Source organism: Mesorhizobium sp. P171375 (assembly GCF_057786075.1).
Genome location: NZ_JBYNWF010000001.1, coordinates 1156910 through 1175657 on the forward strand (window position 1 = coordinate 1156910; position 18748 = coordinate 1175657).

Sequence of the window (18748 nt, forward strand, 5' to 3'; positions counted from 1 at the left end):
AGTGGGCGCTGCCCCTCACCTGCCTGCCGGCATCCTCTCCCCGTATAGGGACGGGGAGAGAGACGCTGTCATCACCGGTTTCGCCAATCACCGTCGTCGCAAGAAAGACGCCGAGGTCGCGGCTAGACCCCTTCTCCCCGTCACTATACGGGGAGAAGGTGCCGGCGGCGGCAAAAGAATGAACTGTTTCAATCCGGAGTGACAACTTGAAAGCCAAACTGGGCATGTCCCCCATCGCGTGGTGGAACGACGATCTTGCCGAACTCAGCGACGACGTCTCGCTGGAAGAATGTCTGCGCCAGTCGCGTTCGGCTGGCTTCACCGGTATGGAAATGGGCCGGCGTTTTCCCAACGACCCAGCTGTCATGCTGCCAATCCTCAAAAAGGCCGACGTGACGCTCTGCGGCGGCTGGTTCTCCGGCACGCTGGTCGACGAGGACATGGGTAAGAACAAGGATCGCATCCAGCCGATGATCGACCTGTTCAAGGCGGTCAACGCGCCTTGCATCGTCTATGGCGAGGTCGGCCGCTCGATCCAGGGCGACCGTTCCAAACCGCTTGCCACCAAGCCGAAATTGTCGGGCGACGAGATGAAGGCCTATGCAAGGCGGCTGACCGAGTTCGGCGAATGGTGCGCCGAGCAGGGCATGCCACTGTCCTATCATCACCACATGGCGGCGGTGGTCGAGACCGAGCCGGAACTCGATGCCTTCATGCGCCATTCCGGCGACGGCATTCCGCTGCTGCTCGATGCCGGCCATCTCGCCTTTGCCGGCGGCGACGTGCTGCGCGCCATCGACAACCACCACAAGCGCATCAGCCATGTTCATGTGAAGGATGTGCGCATGGCCGTGATCGACGGGCTCGACCGCACAAAACAGTCCTTCCTCGACGCCGTGGCGCTCGGTGCCTTCACTGTGCCGGGCGATGGCTCGCTGGATTTCGGCGCCATCGTGCAGCGTTTCGCCGACCATGGCTATGAAGGCTGGTTCGTCGTCGAGGCCGAGCAGGACCCGAAGAAGAACCCGCCGCTGAAGATGGCGCAGGTGGGCTACAAGGAACTGATGCGGGTGATGACGGCAGCCGGCTACACGGTTGAGACGCAAGGGTTCCCCAATGTCTGATGCGATGGCTTTCCGCCGAGCCTGCTTGCTGTAGATTGGCCCGATGAAAGATTACGAACACCCATTCTTCCGGCCGCTGTGGCGGCGCGTTGCCGTCGTCGCCGTCTGCGTGATCTGGGCCGGAATAGAATTCGCCTCCGGAACACCGTTCTGGGGCGTCATCGCGCTCGGCTTCGCCGCCTACGCCGTCTGGCAGTTCTTCTATCTCTACAAGCCGGTCGACGGGGCGAAGCCTCCGGTCGAGCCGAAGACTGGCGCCGAACCGAAGGAATGACCGCAATGTCGAAACTGCTCGTCAAAGCCGACAAGGGCCATGGCCGCGTCGCCCATGTCACGCCCAAAAGCGCCGGCTGGACCTATGTCGGCTTCGATCTGCACCGGCTGCAGCCGGGCGAGACCGCTTCCGGCAAGACGGGCGATCGCGAAGTCTGCCTGGTGTTCGTCACCGGCAAGGGCAACGCAAAGGCCGGCGGCCAGGAACTCGGCCTGCTGGGCGAGCGCATGTCGCCCTTCGAGGGCAAGCCATGGTCGGTCTACATCCCTGAGGGATCGGACTGGTCGGTGACTGCGGACACCGATCTCGAACTCGCCGTCTGCTCGGCGCCGGGCCTGGGCGGCGGCCTGCCGGTTCGCGTCATCGCACCTGACGATCTCGGCCAGGAAGTGCGCGGCAAGGGCACCAACACGCGTTACGTCACCAACATATTGCCGGAGGGCAAGCCGGCCGACTCGCTGCTGGTGGTCGAGGTCATCACGCCCGGCGGCCATACATCGAGCTATCCGCCACACAAGCACGACCAGGACAATCTGCCGGCCGAATCCTATCTCGAGGAAACCTACTATCATCGCCTCAACCCGCCGCAGGGCTTCGCCTTCCAGCGCGTCTATACCGATGCCGACAAGTCGGGCGCCCGCGAACTGGACGAGGCGATGGCGATCGAGGACGGCGATGTCGTGCTGGTGCCCAAGGGCTACCATCCCTGCGCCGCCTGCCACGGCTACGACCTCTATTATCTCAACGTCATGGCCGGCCCGAAGCGGACGTGGAAATTCCACAACGCGCCCGAGCACGAATGGCTGATGAAGGCCTGACCACCCCTGTCTTTCAGGGGGAAGCTGTTGGCCCAGTTCGGAAAAATCGTCGGCTAACGACCGATGGGGTCGATTTGCCATCGAAAACCCTTCAAAGCTTCGTCAATCCGTCATGGAAATCACCTATGGCAGCGGGGACGGTGCATGTCGCCCAAAAGTGCGCAGCGGTTTTGGGATAACGACATGCCGAAGCAAATAGACTTAAAGCGCGCCGCATCGAGCCCTCAAGAGGCGGCGGGCTTTAACGAGGATTTTCGATGCGCTACGCCATCTATTTCACCCCAAGGCAGGACGAACCGCTGGCGCGGATCGCCGCCAACTGGCTGGGACGCGACCCTTTCGGCGCCGCCACAAAGCCGGTCGAAGCGGTGGGCGACCTGTCGGCGGCGGAAGTCGCCTTCCACACCGCATCGGCGCGCCGCTACGGTTTCCATGCGACGCTAAAGGCGCCCTTCCGGCTGGCGGCCAACGAGACGGAAACCTCGCTGCGCGCCGCCCTCGACGCCTTTGCCGAAGCGATGCCTACCGTCACCATCCCGCGCCTTGTCGTCAGCCAGATCGATGGTTTCTTCGCTTTGGTGCCGCAAGGTCCGCTGCCGTCGCTTAACCGTTTCGCCGATGATGTCGTGCTTGGCTTCGACCGTTTTCGCGCACCGCTGACCGAGGCCGAGATCGAGCGCCGCGGCCCGGATTCGCTGAAGCCGGCCGAGTTCCGCAATCTCTGCCAGTGGGGCTACCCCTATGTCTTCGAGACCTTTCGCTTCCACATGACGCTGTCCGGCCGGGCCGGGCCACAGGAAAGCCTACGTCTGCGCGCAGCAATCGACAGCCTGTTCGCAGAGGTGCTGCAGCAGCCGGTGCTGGTCGATGCACTAACGCTGTTTGTCGAAACCGAACCGGGCGCCCCGTTCATGGTGCTCTCCCATCATGCGCTCGGCCGCCGCGCGGCGAGAAAAACCGCCTGACCACTTCGCCTGAAACCCAAGGACTGCCTGAGATGACTGCCGAGACCGTTTTGACCAATGCCCGCATCGTGCTTGCCGACGAGATCGTCGAGGGCTCGCTCGTACTGCGCGACGGTTTTATCGCCGGCATCGACGCAGGCACCGGGCGGACCGGCGAGGATATGGGCGGCGATTACATCATTCCCGGCCTGGTCGAACTGCACACCGACCATCTCGAAGGCCATTACGCACCGCGGCCGAAAGTGCGCTGGAACCCGATCGCCGCCGTCCTTGCCCATGACGCGCAGGTGGCCACCGCCGGCATCACCACGGTGCTCGATGCCTTGCGCGTCGGCATGGACGAGGACGCGGATCTCACCTCCGACGACATCCGCAAGCTGGCCGATGCCATCGAGGACAGCGTGGCGCAGGATCGCCTGCGGGCCGACCACTTCCTGCATCTGCGCTGCGAGGTCTCGGCGCCGGACTGTCTGCAGGCCTTCGCCAATTTCGACGGCGATGAGCGGGTCAAACTGGCGTCGCTGATGGACCATGCGCCGGGACAGCGCCAGTTCGTCAACCTCGAGACCTACGCCTATTACTATCAGCGCAAGCTGAAGCTGACCGATCGCGACTTCAAGTTGTTCTGCGAAAAGCGCATGTCGGAATCGGCGAAGAATTCGGGACCGAACCGGGTAGCGATATCAGCCGCGTGCAACGGGCGCGGCATTGTGCTGGCAAGCCATGACGACGCCACATCAGGCCATGTCGACGAGGCGATTGAGCAAGGCGTGCGCGTTGCCGAATTCCCGACCACGCAGGAAGCGGCCAAGGCTTCAAAGGAGGCTGGACTCGGAGTGCTGATGGGCGCGCCCAACGTCATGCGCGGCGCCTCGCACTCCGGCAATGTTTCGGCCCGCACGCTGGCCGCCGACGGACTGCTCGACATCCTGTCGTCCGACTACATTCCCTTCAGCCTGATCCAGTCGGCCTTCTTTCTAGGCGACGTCGTCGAAGGCATTTCCCTGCCGCAGGCGGTCGCCATGGTGTCGAAGAACCCGGCCGAGGCCATCGGCCTCAGCGATCGCGGCGTCATCGAACCGGGCCGCCGCGCCGACCTGGTGCGCGTGCGCGTCGACGACCATGTGCCGGTCGTGCGCACCGTCTGGCGCCAGGGACGCCGGGTCGCCTGATGGTCTCGGCGTCGATCGAGCGCGAACTCACCGCCGAGGCCTTTCCGGTCCGCAACGGCGTCTTTGTCGCCGTCGTCGGCCCGAGCGGCGCCGGCAAGGATACGGTGATCGGCTACGCCAAGTCGCTGTTTGCCGATGAGACAAGGCTGGAGTTCGTGCGCCGGGTCATCACCAGGCCGAGCGACGCCGCGAGCGAGGACCACGACACGCTGGCCGACGCTGCCTTTGTCGAAGCCGAGGCTGATGGCGCCTTCGCCATTTCCTGGGAGGCGCACGGTCTGCGCTACGGCATCCCGGCCGATGTCGACTGGTCGATCGCCAATGGCCATGTCGCGGTCGCCAATGTCTCGCGCGCGGTCATCCCGGTTCTGCGTGAGCGCTATGCCAATCTGGCTGTGGTCGAGATCACCGCTGCCCAGGAAATCCTCGCCGAACGGCTCGCCCAGCGCGGCCGCGAATCGCGCGGCGAAGTGCTCGCCCGCCTCGCCCGCAGCGCCAATGTCGCTTTGTCCGGACCCGGCGTCACCTCCATCGACAATGGCGGCCCGCGCGAAGCCGCCGGCGAACGCTTCGCCGAAGTGCTGCGCAAGGCGATGGCGTTCTCCGACATGTCGGGGGTAATTTAGCGCTACTCCGCCGCCACGGCGCCCTTGCGGCTGGCGTCGAGCATCAGCCGTCTTGCGCGGAACACGCCCCATTGCTGGTCGACCAGCACGCCGATGAGGATCACGCCGCCCATCACGGCGAAGTTGAGCGAAGACGGGATGCCGAGCAGATTGACCAGGTTCTGCAACTCCTGCAGCAGCACGGTGCCGAGGATGACGCCGACCAGCGAGCCCTCGCCGCCGCGCAGCGAGAAGCCGCCGAGCACCGCCGCCGCGATGGCGTAGAGTTCATAGAACTGGCCATGGCTGGCCGGCGAAATCGAGCGCGTGTACATGGCGAAATAGATCGCCGACAGCGCCGTCAGCACGCCGCAGATGACATAGGCGGCCATGACGACGCGGCCGGTGCGGATCCCGGAATATTTCGCGGCTTCCTCGTTCTTGCCGATGGCGTAGAGATAGCGGCCGAACACCGAGCGGTGCAGCACCACCCACATGACGATGGCGATGACGATCAGCGCGATGAAGCTGTTGGGCACGCCCCATGACCGACCCGCGGTGAGGAATTCCAGCTCCGGAAAATTCTGCCCGAAGCCGAAGCCCGCGGTGCCGTCGGCGGTGTAGAAGCGCGCCACGCCGCGATAGATCAGCAGGCCGCAGAGCGTCACCACGAAGGGCTGCAATTTGAGCCGGGTGATCAGCCAGCCATGCACCAGCCCGATGATGCCGCCGAGCACCAGGATCAGCGGCAGCGCGATCGGCCATCCCAGGCCGCGCACGGCGATGAAGTCGATGAACAGCGTACCGAGCAGCGCAACCACCGAGCCGACCGACAATTCGATGCCGCCGGTGATGATGACGAAGGCCTGGCCGATCGACAGGATGCCGAACAGCCCGATCAGATTAGAGGTGTTGGCAAGGTTGATCGGCAGCAGGAAGCGAGGGTTGATGATCGCCACCACCGCTCCGACCACCAGGATCAGGATCAGCAGGCCGAGATCTTTCTTGCTCATCGTCGTCTCCCCAATGCCCGCTTGAGCAGGTTCTGCAAAAATGTTCCGTGCGACCCGCGGCAAAGCAAAATGCTATTTTGGCTTCTTGCCGACCGCCAGCAACAGCACGTTTTCCTGGCTGAATTGTTCCTTGTCGAGAATGCCGGAAATCTGGCCCTCATGCATGACGGCGATGCGGTCAGACACGCCGATCACCTCTTCCATGTCGCTGGAGATCATCAGCACGGCGACGCCGGCATCGGCCAGCGCCCGCATCAGCCCGTAAATCTCGGCCTTGGCGCCGATGTCGATGCCGCGCGTCGGCTCGTCGAGGATCATCACCTTGGGGTTCATCGCCAGCCACTTGCCCAGCACCACCTTCTGCTGGTTGCCGCCCGACAGCGTGCCGGTGCGCGTCTGCACCGATGGCGCCTTGATGCCGAGATCCTTCTTCTGCTTCTCGGCGGTGACGGTCTCGGCATTTGCCGACACCAGCTGGCGCTTCGCATGGGCCGGCAGATTGGGCAGCGAAATGTTTTGCGCGATCGACAAATCGAGCAGTATCCCGGTCAGCTTGCGGTCTTCCGGGACGAGAAAAATGCCGTGCGCGACGGCATCGGCCGCCGAGCCCAGGACAAGCGGCTTGCCGTCGAGTTCGAGCGCGCCGCCAAGCGTGCTGTCGATGCCGAAGAACACCCGCGCCAGTTCGGTCCGGCCGGAGCCGACAAGGCCGGCAAGGCCGAGGATTTCGCCACGCCTGACATCGAGATCGACCGGCCGGGCAGGGTAGGCGGGGGTGCGTACAGCTTTGGCCGATAGCGCCGTCGCGCCCGGTGCCCGCGCCGCTTCGGACGCTTTCTCGCGCTCCTTCAGCATGCGGCCGATCATCAGCTTGACCATCTGGTCGTGGTTGATGGCGCTCTTCGGCAAAGTGCCGGCCAGCATGCCGTCGCGCAACACCACCACCCGGTCGGCTACGCGCTCGACCTCGTGCAGCCGGTGCGAGATGAAGATGACGCTGATACCATCGGCCTTCAGCGCCTTGATGACGTCGAGCAGCTTGTCGGTTTCGGCGATCGGCAGGCTTGAGGTCGGCTCGTCGAGGATGACCAGCCGCGCCTTGATCGACAGCGCCTTGGCAATCTCGACCATCTGCTGCTGCGCCAGCGACAGGTTTGCGACCGGCGTATCGGCGGAGAAATTGGCGCCGACACGCTTCAACAATGGCGCCACCATCTCGCGCAGCCTGGCGCGGTCGACCAGCCGCAGCGGCCCGCCACGCAACGGCTCGCGGCCAAAAAAGATGTTGGCGGCGACGTCGAGGTTTTCGAACAGGTTGAGTTCCTGATGCACGAAGGCGATGCCCGACCCCAGGCTGCCTTCGACGCTAAGCCCGTCATGCGCAACGCCGTCGACGGTGATGGTGCCGCTGTCCGGCCGGGTGACGCCGCCGAGGATCTTCATCAAGGTCGATTTGCCGGCGCCGTTTTCGCCGACCAGGCCGATGACCTCACCCGGCCTGACCTCCATGGAAAAGCCATCCAGCGCGACAACGCCTGGATAGGTCTTGCGCACGTTCTCGAGGCCGAGGAACGGGGTAGTCGCTGCGATGGATGTCTCGGAATAGTTCATCAAGCCACAATTGATCGCGCTTGCCAGCAGCCGCTGGGCCAAAATGGCCCCTTCAGCAGACTGACGGGCCTTCGCCCGCCCGTCAACACGATCGCCGGCCCAAGGCGAACCTTGAGCCGGCGTAACCGCTCGTGGCCTCAGTTTCCGGACATCGCCTTCAGATTGGCCGCATAGGCGTCGACATCGTCCTTGCCGATGATCTTGGTCGGGATGATGATCAGGCCGCCTTCCGGAATGCCGGATTTGTCGCCCTTGAGATAGGCGGCCATCAGCTTCATGCCCTGGTAGGCCCATTCGAAGGGCTGCTGCACGACGGTCGCCGCCACCGTGCCTTCCTTGACGCCGCCCAGCGTGATCGGATCGTCATCGAAACCGACGACGGTGATCGAGCCGAGCTTGCCGGCGTCGCGCAGCGCTTCATAGATGCGCGGCGTGTTGTAGGAGTAGAAACCGACCATGCACGTGATGTCGGGGCTGGCGACCAGCGCGTCCTCGACATTCTTCTTGGCGCGCGCCTGGTCGATGTCGTCGCCGCGCACGTCGACCAGTTCGATCTTGCTGCCGGCGAGACCGTCCTTCATGCCCTGGATGCGTTCCTTGGCGTTGTCGGCGCCGAGCAGGCCGACGAAGCCGAGGCATTTGCCGCCGTCGGGCATCGCCTTCTTGGCGATCTCGGCCGCCTGCTTGCCGGCGTCGACATTGGACGAGCCGATATAGGCGACGCGCTTGGTCTGCGGGGCATCGGAGTCGGTGGTGAACAGCGCCGTCTCGGAGGCGATCTTGTTCAGACCGTCGGTCGAGGTCTTGGGGTCGACGGCCGAGACCATGATCCCCTTGACGCCGGCGGTCACCAGATCGTCCATCAGCCGCTGCTGGATGGCGACCGAGGACTGCTCGGGATATTTGAGTTCGAGATTGTAGTCGGGCAACTCGCCCTGCGCCTTCTTGACGCCGGCTTCCGCCGCCTTCCAGAAGTCGGACGCGCCGTTGACGACGAAGGCCAGCGTCGGCTTGTCGTCGGCGCGCGCAATGGCTGTCGCCGTCAGGCCGAGCAGCAGGGCTGCCGTGGCTACGGATGCATGTCGTATCAAGGATTTCATGTTCAACCTCCCGTTTTGGCTCAGTCGTCGGACTGAACCGATCTTGCATTCACTGAATTGCCGCTTGCGATTTGGACGCCCTCCTCCTCAGGGTTCCCGGCACTGAAAGAATGGCGTCGTTCCAGTCGCGATCACGGACTTTAGAGACTCATCCCGTGCTCGTAAATAGTCTGATTTGTCTGACATATCACATGTCCGAGACAGAGCTTGCGGAGGCAATCCCCGCTCGCCATCAGGCCATTCACGCGCACTTCTCGCCGCGCGGGTCCCAGCCGGACCGGACGCGGCGGATTGACGTTACAGCGCATTTTTGTATTAGTAAACAGTATTAGTAAAAGGTCTCATGCGAGGGCGCTGGCAAGGCGGCGGGGCTCGTTCTCCCAAGGTGCGGCGCTTCGGCGGCGTCCAAGCGGATGCCTTGCAGTTGTTGAGTTACGACCGAACGGAGAGGCGTAGCGGCAGCGAGCTTAAGCTGCTAATAAACATAATCATATCCGGCGACTTCTATTAGTGGATGGCGCCGAACCATCTTGTCGGCCTGACTGGCTGCCGCTAGACAGGCCGTGGATTGGGGACACGAATGCCATGAGCGATACGATTGACCCGGACGGCCCGGCCAGCGACGCGGCGCGGCGGCGCAAGGCGCCGGCGAGAACCGCCAAAGGCGGCCGCGTCACCATGACGGATATTGCCAGGGCTGCCGGCTGCTCGCAGGCAACTGTTTCCTTCGTGCTCAACAATTCGCCCGGTATCAGGTTGTCGCAGCAGACGCGTGAGCGGGTGATCGACGCCGCGCGTGCGCTCGGCTATTCCGCGCCTGCCTTCTCGGCGCTGCGCAAACCGGTTCCCGCTTTCGAAGGGCTTGATGGCGTCATCGGCTTCGCCGTCGACCAGCTGGCGACCAGTCCGGAAGCCGTCGTCGCCATCGAGGGCGCGCGCCAGGCGTCGTGGAACGCCGGCAACGTCTTGCTGGTGGCGCAGACCATGGGCGACGCCGTGATGGAGCCGCGCGCCATTGCGGCCCTCACCAAGCGCGGCATCTCGGCGCTGATCTACATGACCATCTTTACCCGCGAGATCTCAGCACCCGACTTTCTCTACGGCCTCGATATCCCGGTCATCCTGCTCAACTGCTACACATCCGACTATGCCTTCCCCGCCGTGGTTCCTTCCGAGATCGCCGGCGGCCAGAGCTCGACCCGGCATCTGATCGGCTACGGCCACCGCCGCATCGCCACCATCACCGGCGAACCCTGGATGCAGGCCGCGCAGGACCGCCTGAAGGGCTACCGCAGGGCGCTCGCCACCGCCGACATCCCGTTCGATCCGGAGCTGGTGGTCGAAGGCGACTGGTCGGCAAGTGCGGGCTATGCCGCGACCGTCAAGCTTCTGGCGCTGAAAGACCGCCCGACCGCCATCTTCTGCCAGAACGACCGCACGGCCATCGGCTGCTACGAAGCGCTGAAGGAGGCCGGCCTGCACATACCGCAGGACATCTCCGTCGTCGGCTATGACGATGAGGAGATCGCCAGGCATCTGTTCCCGCCGCTGACGACATCCATCCTGCCGCACATGGCCATGGGCCAATGGGCGATCGAGCAGCTCGAAGTGCCGCCGCCACCCGGCCGCGGCCGCTATCCCATCACCAAGCTCGAATGCCCGCTGGTCGAGCGGGACTCGGTGGCGGCGGTGGCGGGGCAAGCCTGATCTGCCCATCCCGAAGCAAATCGGGATGGGTAGGTTTCAGTATTTGTGCCCCACGGCAGCATTATCCAAACCCGGGATCAAACTGCGGCTAGAACCGCAGGATGACATAGGAGCGCCTGCGATAGCAGCGCCTGTGCCACCGGCCATGGCGCCAGAACCTGCGGCAATGCCGTCTCCAGACGCGCCGCCTGTGGTGGCGACGGTGCCATCGCCGATGGTAGATCTGCTCGACATCGCCCGGGCCTTCGCCGTCATCGAGAGAATTGGCATCCTGCTTGTCGAGTTCATCGAGAATGCCGTTACCGATATTGGGAACCCCGGCCATAGCCTCAAGCGGCCGAACCGTCGTAGCAAGCGCCGCGGCCCCCGCAACGCCGAACAATGCTGTCAAGAATGATCGCCGATCCATCAAAACCTCCATCAGAGGATAAGGCTAACATCAGCCAGATAGAGCGGCTGGGACAAAAGGCCAGAGGACTTCGGGGGCTGGTATAAAAGGGGTTAATCAGGCAGATGGCAGCCAGCCAGGCGGCAGTTAGCGCAAGGCCGCGACCGGGCGCCGCGCTTCCTTCGGCTGGGCGACAGAGCCATGCAGAATGCCGCCGATGTTTGCGACCAGAAACGCGGCCAGGTCGCGCGCCGGCGCATCCAGCCGTTGCGAGGGCGCGATCAAGGCCAGCTCCGACGGCGGCTGTTCCGCAAAACCGTCGGCCGCGCTCAGCAGGCGGTGCTCGGGAAGCACCGCATCCACCGGCAGCAGGCTGATGCCCAGCCCCGACGCCACCGCCGCTTGCACGCCGATCAGCCCCTGGCTTGTATAGGCGATGCGCCACATCCGCCCCGTCGCCTCGATCGCGCGCGTCGCCCTTTGCCGGTAGATGCAGCCTTGCGGAAACATGGCGAGCGGCACGGGGTCGGCGTCGAGCGCACCGGACGGGCCCGCTACCCAGGCAAGCGTCTCCTCCCAGCGCCCCAGGCAGGGCGCGTCGCTAGGCTCGCGTTTGATCAGCGCCAGATCGATCTCGCCATTGTCCAGCAGGCGCCGCAGCTCAAAACTCCAGCCGCTGACGGTGTCGAGCCGCAGATGCGGCGAGGCCCGGGAAAATCCCGACAGCAGGTCGATCAGCCGCCGGCCGGCAAAATCTTCCGGCACGCCGAGCCGCACTGTCTTCGGCGCCGCGGGCTGCTGCAGGGCCGCTTCCGCCTCCGCCGAAATCGACAGCAGCCGGCGTGCGTAGCCGAGCAGCACTTCGCCCTCTTCGGTGACCTGCACGCCGCCCGGCGCGCGCTCGCGCACCAGCAGGCTGTGGCCGACGCTGTCTTCCAGCCGCTTGATCTGCTGGCTGATGGTCGACTGCGTCAGGTGAACGCGCTCCGCCGCGCGCGTAAAACCGCCGGTTTCGACGACCGCGACGAAGCTGCGCAACAGATCGAGATCCAGATCCATTCGAATTTCCACTTGAGCCTATCGCAACATTTAATTTTCAAATGACTGAGATCGCTGCCAGTGTCCAGCCGACTTTTCCTGAGGTATCTCCAAATGGCATTGAACGGGCCGCGCCCGACCTGGCTTACATTCGATTGCTACGGAACGCTGATCCAGTGGGACGAAGGCCTGATGGCGGCGATGGAAACGATCCTCGCGCGCAAGGGCCGCAAGATCGAAGCGGAAGACTTCATCCCCGTCTATGACCGGCATGAGCACGCGCTCGAGCATACCAGGCCGCATTTGTCCTTCGCCGACGTCACCGCAAAGGCCTTGCAACTGGCGATGCGCGATTTCGCGCTGGAAGCGGCGGCTGACGACGCGGAACTGCTGACCTCGTCGATCGGCAAGATGCCGCCTTTTCCCGAGATTGTCGCGACGCTGCGCCGGCTAAAGGATGCCGGCTTCAAGCTGGCGATCATCTCCAACACCGATGATGCCATCATCGCCGGCAACGTCGCGCAGCTCGGCGGATCGATCGACCGGGTCATCACCGCCGAGCAGGCGCAGGCCTACAAGCCGTCGCGGCAGATTTTCGAACATGCCTGGCGAACCCTCGGTGTGACCAGGGACGAGCTGGTGCACATCTGCGCCAGCCCGCATCTCGACCTGGCCGCCGCACGCGATCTCAAATTCCGCGCCGTGTGGGTCGACCGTGGCACCGGCCGGCGCCCGCCGCCCGACTACCAGCCGGACGCGATCGCGCATGGGCTGGATGAGGTATCAGGTTTTTTCGAAGCGGCCGGCTGGCTTCCGGCCCGGTAGGCGCGCACGAGGCGCACCCTCTGAGGTGCCTGCGCGAGCGGCCGTCTAAGCCGGGTGGTTCAACAGCGGAACGCCTTGAGCAATTCCAGGAAAAGTGTGAACGGTTTTCCCCCGGGAAAAGCGCGTACCGCTTCCCCGGGGAGAAACAAAGAGCTCTAGCGCCGAGCCAAAAGCAGGCAAAGCTGCTTCAGGTCGCGATCGTAGGTGCCCTGGCCGCTGAGCACACTGGCGCAGCGTTTCTTCATCCTGGCGAGCTGGCTGCTCGACATGGCGTTGATGGCGGTCACCACCGGTCGCGCCGGTATCGCCGGCGTGTTGGGATCTCTCGGGCTGGTGGGCCCCCCGCCAATGCCGATGCCGACCCGGCCGTCACTCCATTGCCCACCCCGACGCCGGCGCCGACCTCGACACTGTTGCCGACCGCTGCGCCGACACCGGCATTGACGCCGGCGCCGACCGTTGCGGCGGCGCCGGCCGCGACACCGCTGGCGCCACCAACTGTTGCGCCGACACCGGCAGAGACGCCCCTTGTGCCGCCGACCGTTGCGCCGGCACGCCCTTCTGCCGCCGACAGAGACACCAACGCCAAACCCGCCGCCACTGCCGCCGACCGAGACGCCCACCCCGCCGACGCCCACATTGAGCCCGCCCGCGTTAGCCGGAAAAAACAAAGGTGAACAGTGAAAGGCGAAAGCTCAAATAAGGAATGGGGTCGGACTCTGAAACAGCTCCCTTAGATATAAGACAATTTCGGCTTTCCCCTTGCGACGACCCCTCGAAGCCGTCGCTATCATGACCGGATATTGGCAAACTCATTAAGTGTAGGCCTCTGGTGAACTGTAAGGATCCCGGGTACATTCCTCTAAATTTTTTGGGGGGGTACTATGAAAACAATAATTCCTGACTATCACGGCCTTTCCGCTGAAGTTCTTCAAAAGGCGGAACTTATGCCGGGGGCAAATGGCAGTCCAGTTCTAACGGACATTCAATTTGAAGCCCTAGAAGCCGGGGTGGCCCGCGGAGAAAGTCTGTTGGTTAGCGCTCCGACGTCTACCGGCAAAACACTCATTGGCTGGTGGACTATAGCTTCGGCAATTCAGGCGGGATACAGCGCCGTTTATCTTGTCTCTCATCGAGCACTGGCAAAGCAGAAATTCGAAGAGGCAAAGCGTCTGTTTCTTAAGGACTTTCTCGGCGATGATCGTTCCGCAATTGTTTGTGCAACGGGGGATAGCGTTGAGGACGCGGCAGGACGAAAGACCAACGCACCGCTTTCGTCGGTGATCTTGGTCGCGACGTACGAGAAGTTTCTTGGCACATTGTCGGTCGGAGGGCCACCACGTGACCTGACTAACATCTGTTTCGTTTGCGACGAAGTCCAGTTGGTTGGGGATAAGCACCGAGGCCAGAACGCCGAGCTTCTTCTGACACTGATGCGCCGTGCGGGCTGGCGGCAGTTCGTAGGGCTCTCTGCGGTTCTCAGCCCTACAGACGCTCAAGCGTTGGCCGACTGGCTGGGGATACGGCTAGTCAGGAACCCTGTGCGGGAGAAGGCTCTGACCATCGAATGTCGAACCCCTTCTGCAACACTCTCGGTGTCAGCCGGGCCGGGTTTCGAAGGTCTGTTGCAGCAAGGGCCAGCAAGTCGAAATCGTCACATCGGCGCGGTCATCTCGGAACTGCTTCAGCAACGGCGCAGTCCGGTAATTGTCTTCTGCATGAAAGTTGATGACACATACGACCTTGCTGGGTCTTGGGCTCAGAGCAGGCCGGCTGTCTCGCTTAACGCGCCGGCGGGGATCGATATCGAGCAACCTCTCCTAGAAGCGCTCAGGCGGAGAACCGCGTATCACAACGCAGAACTGACCGAAGATGAAAGATTGTTTGTAGAAGAACGACTAGCAGCTGGAGAAGTTGACGTGGTTTTCGCGACATCAACCCTTGCTGCGGGCGTTAACTTCCCCCTCGGAAGCGCTGCATTTGCATCTTGGATGCGGTGGAATTCGGACCGTCGCGTTCATGTGCCAATAGACCGGGCGGAATTTCAAAATATGGCGGGCCGAGTTGGCCGTATGGGGCAGGCCGCCGCGCAAGGCCACGTCGTCCTAATCGCAGACGGCATCCAAGAAACTAGGCAAGCCACCGCGATGATGGACCTAACTACCCAGTCGCCCCTAGGCCTTGGGATTTCGCCTGAAGACTTTGGGACGCTAACGCTCCAGATTTTTGCCGGAAAGCTATGCACGAGCAGAGAAGACGCGTTTGACTTGGTCGGGTCGACATTAACAGCCTCTCGCGAGCGCGAAAAAAATCGATCCGGCATAGATCATTGGAAAGATCAACTATTTCGTCAGATCGACCGCCTTGTTGACGTAGGGTGCTTAATAGAACTTCACGGCCAGATAACGGTTACGACTTTTGGCATTGCCGTCGCGCAATCCGGACTTAAGCCAGAGACCGCCCTTTTCTTTATCGAGGGGCTGAAAAAGTCTTCGGCCGAATTCATACGGCTCATTAATCAAGCAGGTTCTGGAACAACTGAGGATGACTTCCTCTTCGTGCTTAGCCACGCAGCCATCCGCTCTCCTGAGTTCGGAGTTCTAGGCGGAAAGGCTACCCGCACGTTAAACTGGAGGATTGGCCGAAACGGTGCAGTGCCGAATTCCTTCGCTAGTAGGCTTAGCGCAATCCTATTTGATCAGCCTTGGACAGCCGACGCCGGGGCCGCGAATGGGCCTTGCAGCTAACCGAATGGGCTGCGGGGACGGCCCGAAATCAAATAGAGAAGATTGTCGCAGGAGTGAGGTTAGGAACCGTTCACGGAGTAGCACGCGACGTCTCTTGGGTTTTGGCCGGAGTTTCGGAAATTATCTCAAGCGTCACTTCCCCGACGCTGGCCGACGAAAGCAAACCAACTGCGCTTCGCGGAACGGGCGAGGACGTTCAAGCAGTTCGCCAGCTTGCCCGTGCAATTCGTCGTCAATCGATACGTCTTGGGACGGGAGTGCCAAGTGATGTCCTTTGGATGACGGAGCTTAGGCTGCCAGGGCTACAGTCCCGCCTCCGGCGCGAAGACATCATGAGTCTTCGTAGGGGTGGCCTTTCGAGGCCTTTTGACATGATGGATGGCAGCGACAGCGCTGACGAAAGACGCCGGCTTGCGCTTGGCCTGAAGGAACCCGGCGGGATAGCGAATCTCATCCGCAACGCCGCCCGCGCTTGGCGACAAGATGACCGCAAACATTCTAGGACACTGCATATTCGCCGAGCAAATCGACTGACCCTTGGGGATCAAATCATCGCATTGTACGACAATCGAGGAACAGCGTTGGAAGAGGCTTTTGCCGCTTCGTTAGCCGGGCTTGGAATACCCTGTCAAATGCTCGACCAGCAGGGGCGGCAGGGCTTTCCAGACTATCTAGTTTCAGTCGAGGATTACCTGCCAATCGTCGTCGAAGTGAAGTCAAAAATCAGCAACGAAGACACAGTACCCCTGAACGCTGCCACCGAGGTCCTAGCCGCCTCCGAGCTTGCGGGATTAAAGAACAATCCCTGTGTCACGTTGTGTAGCCCCGGCGTGGATCCGAGTGTCCCCACGGCTATTGAGGCTGCCAAGCGCCTGTGTGTGGTCGATGTGTCCGATTACTGCGAAGCAATCTTACGGCTGCACGAGGGGACCCTCACTAGGAGCGGACTCTACAATTGGTTGACTACGCCCGGCGTGGCCCTAGCGGAGGCACTTCCCTCGCCGGTTACCCAATAGACTAGCTATGCTTTCGAAATTGTCTGTTTAAGCTCGAAGCGAACCGGGAGGGGGAAGCGTCAAAGCAAATTTGGGGTCAGAAATTTGAGAGGTCACCTTGCAGTGCATTGGGCTGACCTTCACCCCCCTTTGGCTTTTCAATGCGCTAGGGAGAAATTGGCGCACCCGACAGGATTCGAACCTGTGACCTCTGCCTTCGGAGGGCAGCGCTCTATCCAGCTGAGCTACGGGTGCCTTCAGGGAGCCTGAAAACGAACCGGCCGTTAGGCCGGCCAGCCACGGCTTCTTAGCGGAAGCTGGCGCGGGCATCAACGGGCAATTGGATTCGGATCCCGTCGCAAGCAACCATGGTTCGAGAAGCCAGGCCCTAAAGGCCCGCAAGCCGGAAAACGAAAAACCCGCCTCGGCGGCGGGTCGCTGGCGCAAATCAGCACCATGTCAAGAATAATAGCACAATTGCCGTCACCGGGCAATCGATCGCGAGCGCCCATCGCAGGCTCTCTGCCTTCGGGCGCCCTTCAGAAGGTCCGCGAGACCTCCGCCCGAAGGCGGCGCTTCACCGCTCGTCGCTCGAAAAGCCAGGCAATTGGTGTTTCGTCCGCTACGCGGGCTCACCCCGCCGCATCCACCTTCGCCACCCTCCTGCGCACCCGGCGCGTGGTGCGCTTCGCCTTCTTCGCCCCGGTCAGCTCGTGCATCGCGTCCAGCTGCATCTGCTGCATTTCGGCCAGCCGCGTCCATTGGCGCGAGATCAGGTAGTCGAGCTTTTCGTGCAGGTGGCGCACTTCCAACTCGGCTTTCAGGTTCACCCGGTAGTCGTTGAAGGAGCGCAGGCGGTCTTTGGACTCCTGCCGTCTCTGGCTCATCATGATGATCGGCGCCTGGATGGCGGCGATGCAGGAGAGCAGCAGGTTGAGCAGGATGAACGGGTAGGGGTCGAAGGCGCTCTGCAAGCCCTCGAGCAGGTTGATGCCGATCCAGATGGCAAGCACGCTGCCGAACGAGATCAGGAACCACCAGCTGCCGCCGAAGGCCGCCATATTGTCGGAGACGCGGTCGGCGAACGACCTGTGCTCCTCGAACTCCTCTTCCGAGTTTTCCGAAATCGTGTCCTGCCGGGCGATCAATTCGACCACCTGGCGGTCGAGCTCGGAGAATTCGCCATGCTCCTGCTGCAGCAGCTCCTCCATGTAGCGCATGCGGTAGCGGCCGAGCTCCTCGCGGCTGATGCGGGCGCCGCGCGGCAGGTCGGGATGGTCGGAGCGGATGCGGTCGGCCAGGCTCGGCCTGAGATCGTCGATGCGCACCAGGTCGCGCTTGCGGAATTTTCGGCCCGATATCGCCGACGGCTTTCGCTTCGGCTTTAGGCGGCCATGAACGGTCGGTTCGGAGTCCGGCACCTCGGGCGCTTCGAGCGCCTCGTCGGCAACCAGCTCGGCTTCGTGGGCGGGCGGTGCCTCGAAATACTCGCCGCCGCTGTCGTTTTCGCTGTCGGCCTGCTCGGATGGTTTTGGGACGGTGCTCATGATGCCGGCTCCTGCTGTCGCGCCCACGATACGCCAAGCCGGCGCGGCATAGCCACTGTTGCGGTGAGATTTGCGGGCCTGTGCAAGCGCTTGTGATGATGGGAGGGTCGTCACGCGCGCCGGCTGGCGCGATGGTCATCGGCGGCTGGCCTCATCCCGGCCCTGTGGCCAAGCTGGCGGGGCGCTTATATCCATGGGAGAGGCTGCGCCATGAAGCTCTTCGCCAGTCCATCAGGGGCATTGGATCGCCCCACAACAGGGGTTGTCGTCATGTACAAACATATTCTGATCGCCACCGACGGTTCGGAACTCGCCGCCAAGGGCGTCGCCCACGGCCTCGAACTGGCCAAGGGCCTCGGTGCCACTGTTACCTTCGTCAACGTCTCCGAGCCGTTCCCGGCACTGGCCTGGGGCGGCGCAATGGCCGGCTATGTCGCCGCCGAAGAGCTGGTCAATTACGAGGAAAACGCCCGCAAATATGGCCGCCAGGTGCTGGACAAGTGCAAGGCCGAGGCCGACGCGCTCGGCGTGCGGGCAAAGACCCTGTACGTCGAGAACAGGACGCCGGCCGAGGCCATCCTCGACGTCTCCCGCTCCGAGGCCTGCGACCTCATCGTCATGGCCTCGCATGGCCGCCGCGGGCTTGGCAGGCTGGTGCTGGGCAGCCAGACCGCCGAAGTCGTGTCGCTGACGGAGATCCCGGTACTGGTGGTGCGGTAGGGTCAGCCGCGCCTGCCGCAGAGTTGAGATAGGCAGCGATCCTTCACGGCCCCCCTCTGTCCTGCCGGACATCTCCCCCTCAAGGGGGGAGATCAGATG

Annotated in this window: 19 protein-coding genes and 1 tRNA gene; 11 read left to right on the plus strand and 9 right to left on the minus strand. The window is 62.8% G+C overall.

Translation table 11 applies throughout. The annotated features are described in order from the left end of the window. Positions 1-206 precede the first annotated feature (206 nt). From iolE to phnN, 6 genes are all read left to right on the plus strand, one after another. A complete protein-coding gene (iolE, locus tag ACYHH6_RS05770; RefSeq protein WP_352582717.1) occupies positions 207-1124 on the plus strand; it encodes a myo-inosose-2 dehydratase in 918 nt (305 codons plus the stop codon). 43 nt (positions 1125-1167) lie between these two features. Next, the gene (locus tag ACYHH6_RS05775) at positions 1168-1398 is read left to right on the plus strand and encodes a DUF3329 domain-containing protein (protein WP_352582715.1); all 231 of its coding nucleotides are present in this window, start codon (positions 1168-1170) and stop codon (positions 1396-1398) included. A 5-nt stretch (positions 1399-1403) separates the two neighbouring features. Continuing rightward, positions 1404-2216, plus strand: coding sequence for a 5-deoxy-glucuronate isomerase (iolB, locus tag ACYHH6_RS05780; protein ID WP_352582713.1), 813 nt, complete (start codon positions 1404-1406; stop codon positions 2214-2216). A gap of 257 nt (positions 2217-2473) precedes the next feature. After that, positions 2474-3181 (plus strand): DUF1045 domain-containing protein, encoded by a 708-nt coding sequence (locus tag ACYHH6_RS05785; RefSeq protein ID WP_352582711.1) that lies wholly within the window; start codon positions 2474-2476, stop codon positions 3179-3181. A gap of 32 nt (positions 3182-3213) precedes the next feature. Beyond that, a complete protein-coding gene (locus tag ACYHH6_RS05790; protein ID WP_352582710.1) occupies positions 3214-4353 on the plus strand; it encodes an alpha-D-ribose 1-methylphosphonate 5-triphosphate diphosphatase in 1140 nt (379 codons plus the stop codon). Further along, entirely contained in the window at positions 4350-4979 is a 630-nt protein-coding gene (phnN, locus tag ACYHH6_RS05795; protein ID WP_352583282.1) for a phosphonate metabolism protein/1,5-bisphosphokinase (PRPP-forming) PhnN, read from the plus strand. The genes ACYHH6_RS05790 and phnN overlap by 4 nt, the downstream gene beginning before the upstream one ends. A gap of 2 nt (positions 4980-4981) precedes the next feature. On the opposite strand, the gene ACYHH6_RS05800 is transcribed toward phnN, so the two are convergent. The 3 genes from ACYHH6_RS05800 to ACYHH6_RS05810 all read right to left on the minus strand — a co-directional run bounded on the left by ACYHH6_RS05800 (position 4982) and on the right by ACYHH6_RS05810 (position 8682). Beyond that, a complete protein-coding gene (locus ACYHH6_RS05800; RefSeq protein ID WP_192255331.1) occupies positions 4982-5971 on the minus strand; it encodes an ABC transporter permease in 990 nt (329 codons plus the stop codon). 72 nt (positions 5972-6043) lie between these two features. Further along, positions 6044-7582, minus strand: coding sequence for a sugar ABC transporter ATP-binding protein (locus ACYHH6_RS05805; RefSeq protein WP_352582708.1), 1539 nt, complete (start codon positions 7580-7582; stop codon positions 6044-6046). Between the two features lie 137 nt (positions 7583-7719). Beyond that, entirely contained in the window at positions 7720-8682 is a 963-nt protein-coding gene (locus tag ACYHH6_RS05810; protein ID WP_181056760.1) for a sugar-binding protein, read from the minus strand. Between the two features lie 585 nt (positions 8683-9267). On the opposite strand from ACYHH6_RS05810, the gene ACYHH6_RS05815 reads away from it, so the two are divergent. Further along, a complete protein-coding gene (locus ACYHH6_RS05815) occupies positions 9268-10389 on the plus strand; it encodes a LacI family DNA-binding transcriptional regulator (RefSeq protein ID WP_352582706.1) in 1122 nt (373 codons plus the stop codon). A gap of 88 nt (positions 10390-10477) precedes the next feature. On the opposite strand, the gene ACYHH6_RS05820 is transcribed toward ACYHH6_RS05815, so the two are convergent. Beyond that, complete coding sequence (locus tag ACYHH6_RS05820) at positions 10478-10810, minus strand: twin-arginine translocation signal domain-containing protein (RefSeq protein ID WP_488500406.1); 333 nt, start codon at positions 10808-10810, stop codon at positions 10478-10480. Between the two features lie 114 nt (positions 10811-10924). Beyond that, complete coding sequence (locus ACYHH6_RS05825) at positions 10925-11842, minus strand: LysR substrate-binding domain-containing protein (RefSeq protein WP_435053211.1); 918 nt, start codon at positions 11840-11842, stop codon at positions 10925-10927. Positions 11843-11929: 87 nt separating this feature from the next. On the opposite strand from ACYHH6_RS05825, the gene ACYHH6_RS05830 reads away from it, so the two are divergent. Next, the gene (locus ACYHH6_RS05830) at positions 11930-12640 is read left to right on the plus strand and encodes a haloacid dehalogenase type II (protein ID WP_352582702.1); all 711 of its coding nucleotides are present in this window, start codon (positions 11930-11932) and stop codon (positions 12638-12640) included. A gap of 155 nt (positions 12641-12795) precedes the next feature. Here ACYHH6_RS05830 and ACYHH6_RS05835 read toward each other — a convergent pair whose 3' ends face one another. Both ACYHH6_RS05835 and ACYHH6_RS05840 read right to left on the minus strand, forming a co-directional pair. Beyond that, positions 12796-12927, minus strand: coding sequence for a hypothetical protein (locus tag ACYHH6_RS05835; protein WP_352582700.1), 132 nt, complete (start codon positions 12925-12927; stop codon positions 12796-12798). Beyond that, on the minus strand, positions 12924-13229 hold the full coding sequence (locus ACYHH6_RS05840; RefSeq protein WP_352582699.1) for a hypothetical protein: 306 nt from the start codon (positions 13227-13229) through the stop codon (positions 12924-12926). The genes ACYHH6_RS05835 and ACYHH6_RS05840 overlap by 4 nt, the downstream gene beginning before the upstream one ends. A 295-nt stretch (positions 13230-13524) precedes the next feature. On the opposite strand from ACYHH6_RS05840, the gene ACYHH6_RS05845 reads away from it, so the two are divergent. Both ACYHH6_RS05845 and ACYHH6_RS05850 read left to right on the plus strand, forming a co-directional pair. After that, entirely contained in the window at positions 13525-15387 is a 1863-nt protein-coding gene (locus ACYHH6_RS05845) for a DEAD/DEAH box helicase (RefSeq protein WP_352582697.1), read from the plus strand. Positions 15388-15758: 371 nt separating this feature from the next. Continuing rightward, complete coding sequence (locus ACYHH6_RS05850; protein ID WP_352582695.1) at positions 15759-16403, plus strand: hypothetical protein; 645 nt, start codon at positions 15759-15761, stop codon at positions 16401-16403. 157 nt (positions 16404-16560) lie between these two features. On the opposite strand, the gene ACYHH6_RS05855 is transcribed toward ACYHH6_RS05850, so the two are convergent. Then, positions 16561-16637: transfer RNA gene (locus ACYHH6_RS05855), tRNA-Arg, on the minus strand. Positions 16638-17014: 377 nt separating this feature from the next. Beyond that, entirely contained in the window at positions 17015-17929 is a 915-nt protein-coding gene (locus tag ACYHH6_RS05860) for a DUF1003 domain-containing protein (RefSeq protein WP_488500407.1), read from the minus strand. A gap of 270 nt (positions 17930-18199) precedes the next feature. Here ACYHH6_RS05860 and ACYHH6_RS05865 point away from each other — a divergent pair, with 270 nt between their 5' ends. Continuing rightward, the gene (locus ACYHH6_RS05865) at positions 18200-18649 is read left to right on the plus strand and encodes a universal stress protein (RefSeq protein WP_352582691.1); all 450 of its coding nucleotides are present in this window, start codon (positions 18200-18202) and stop codon (positions 18647-18649) included. Positions 18650-18748 lie beyond the last annotated feature (99 nt).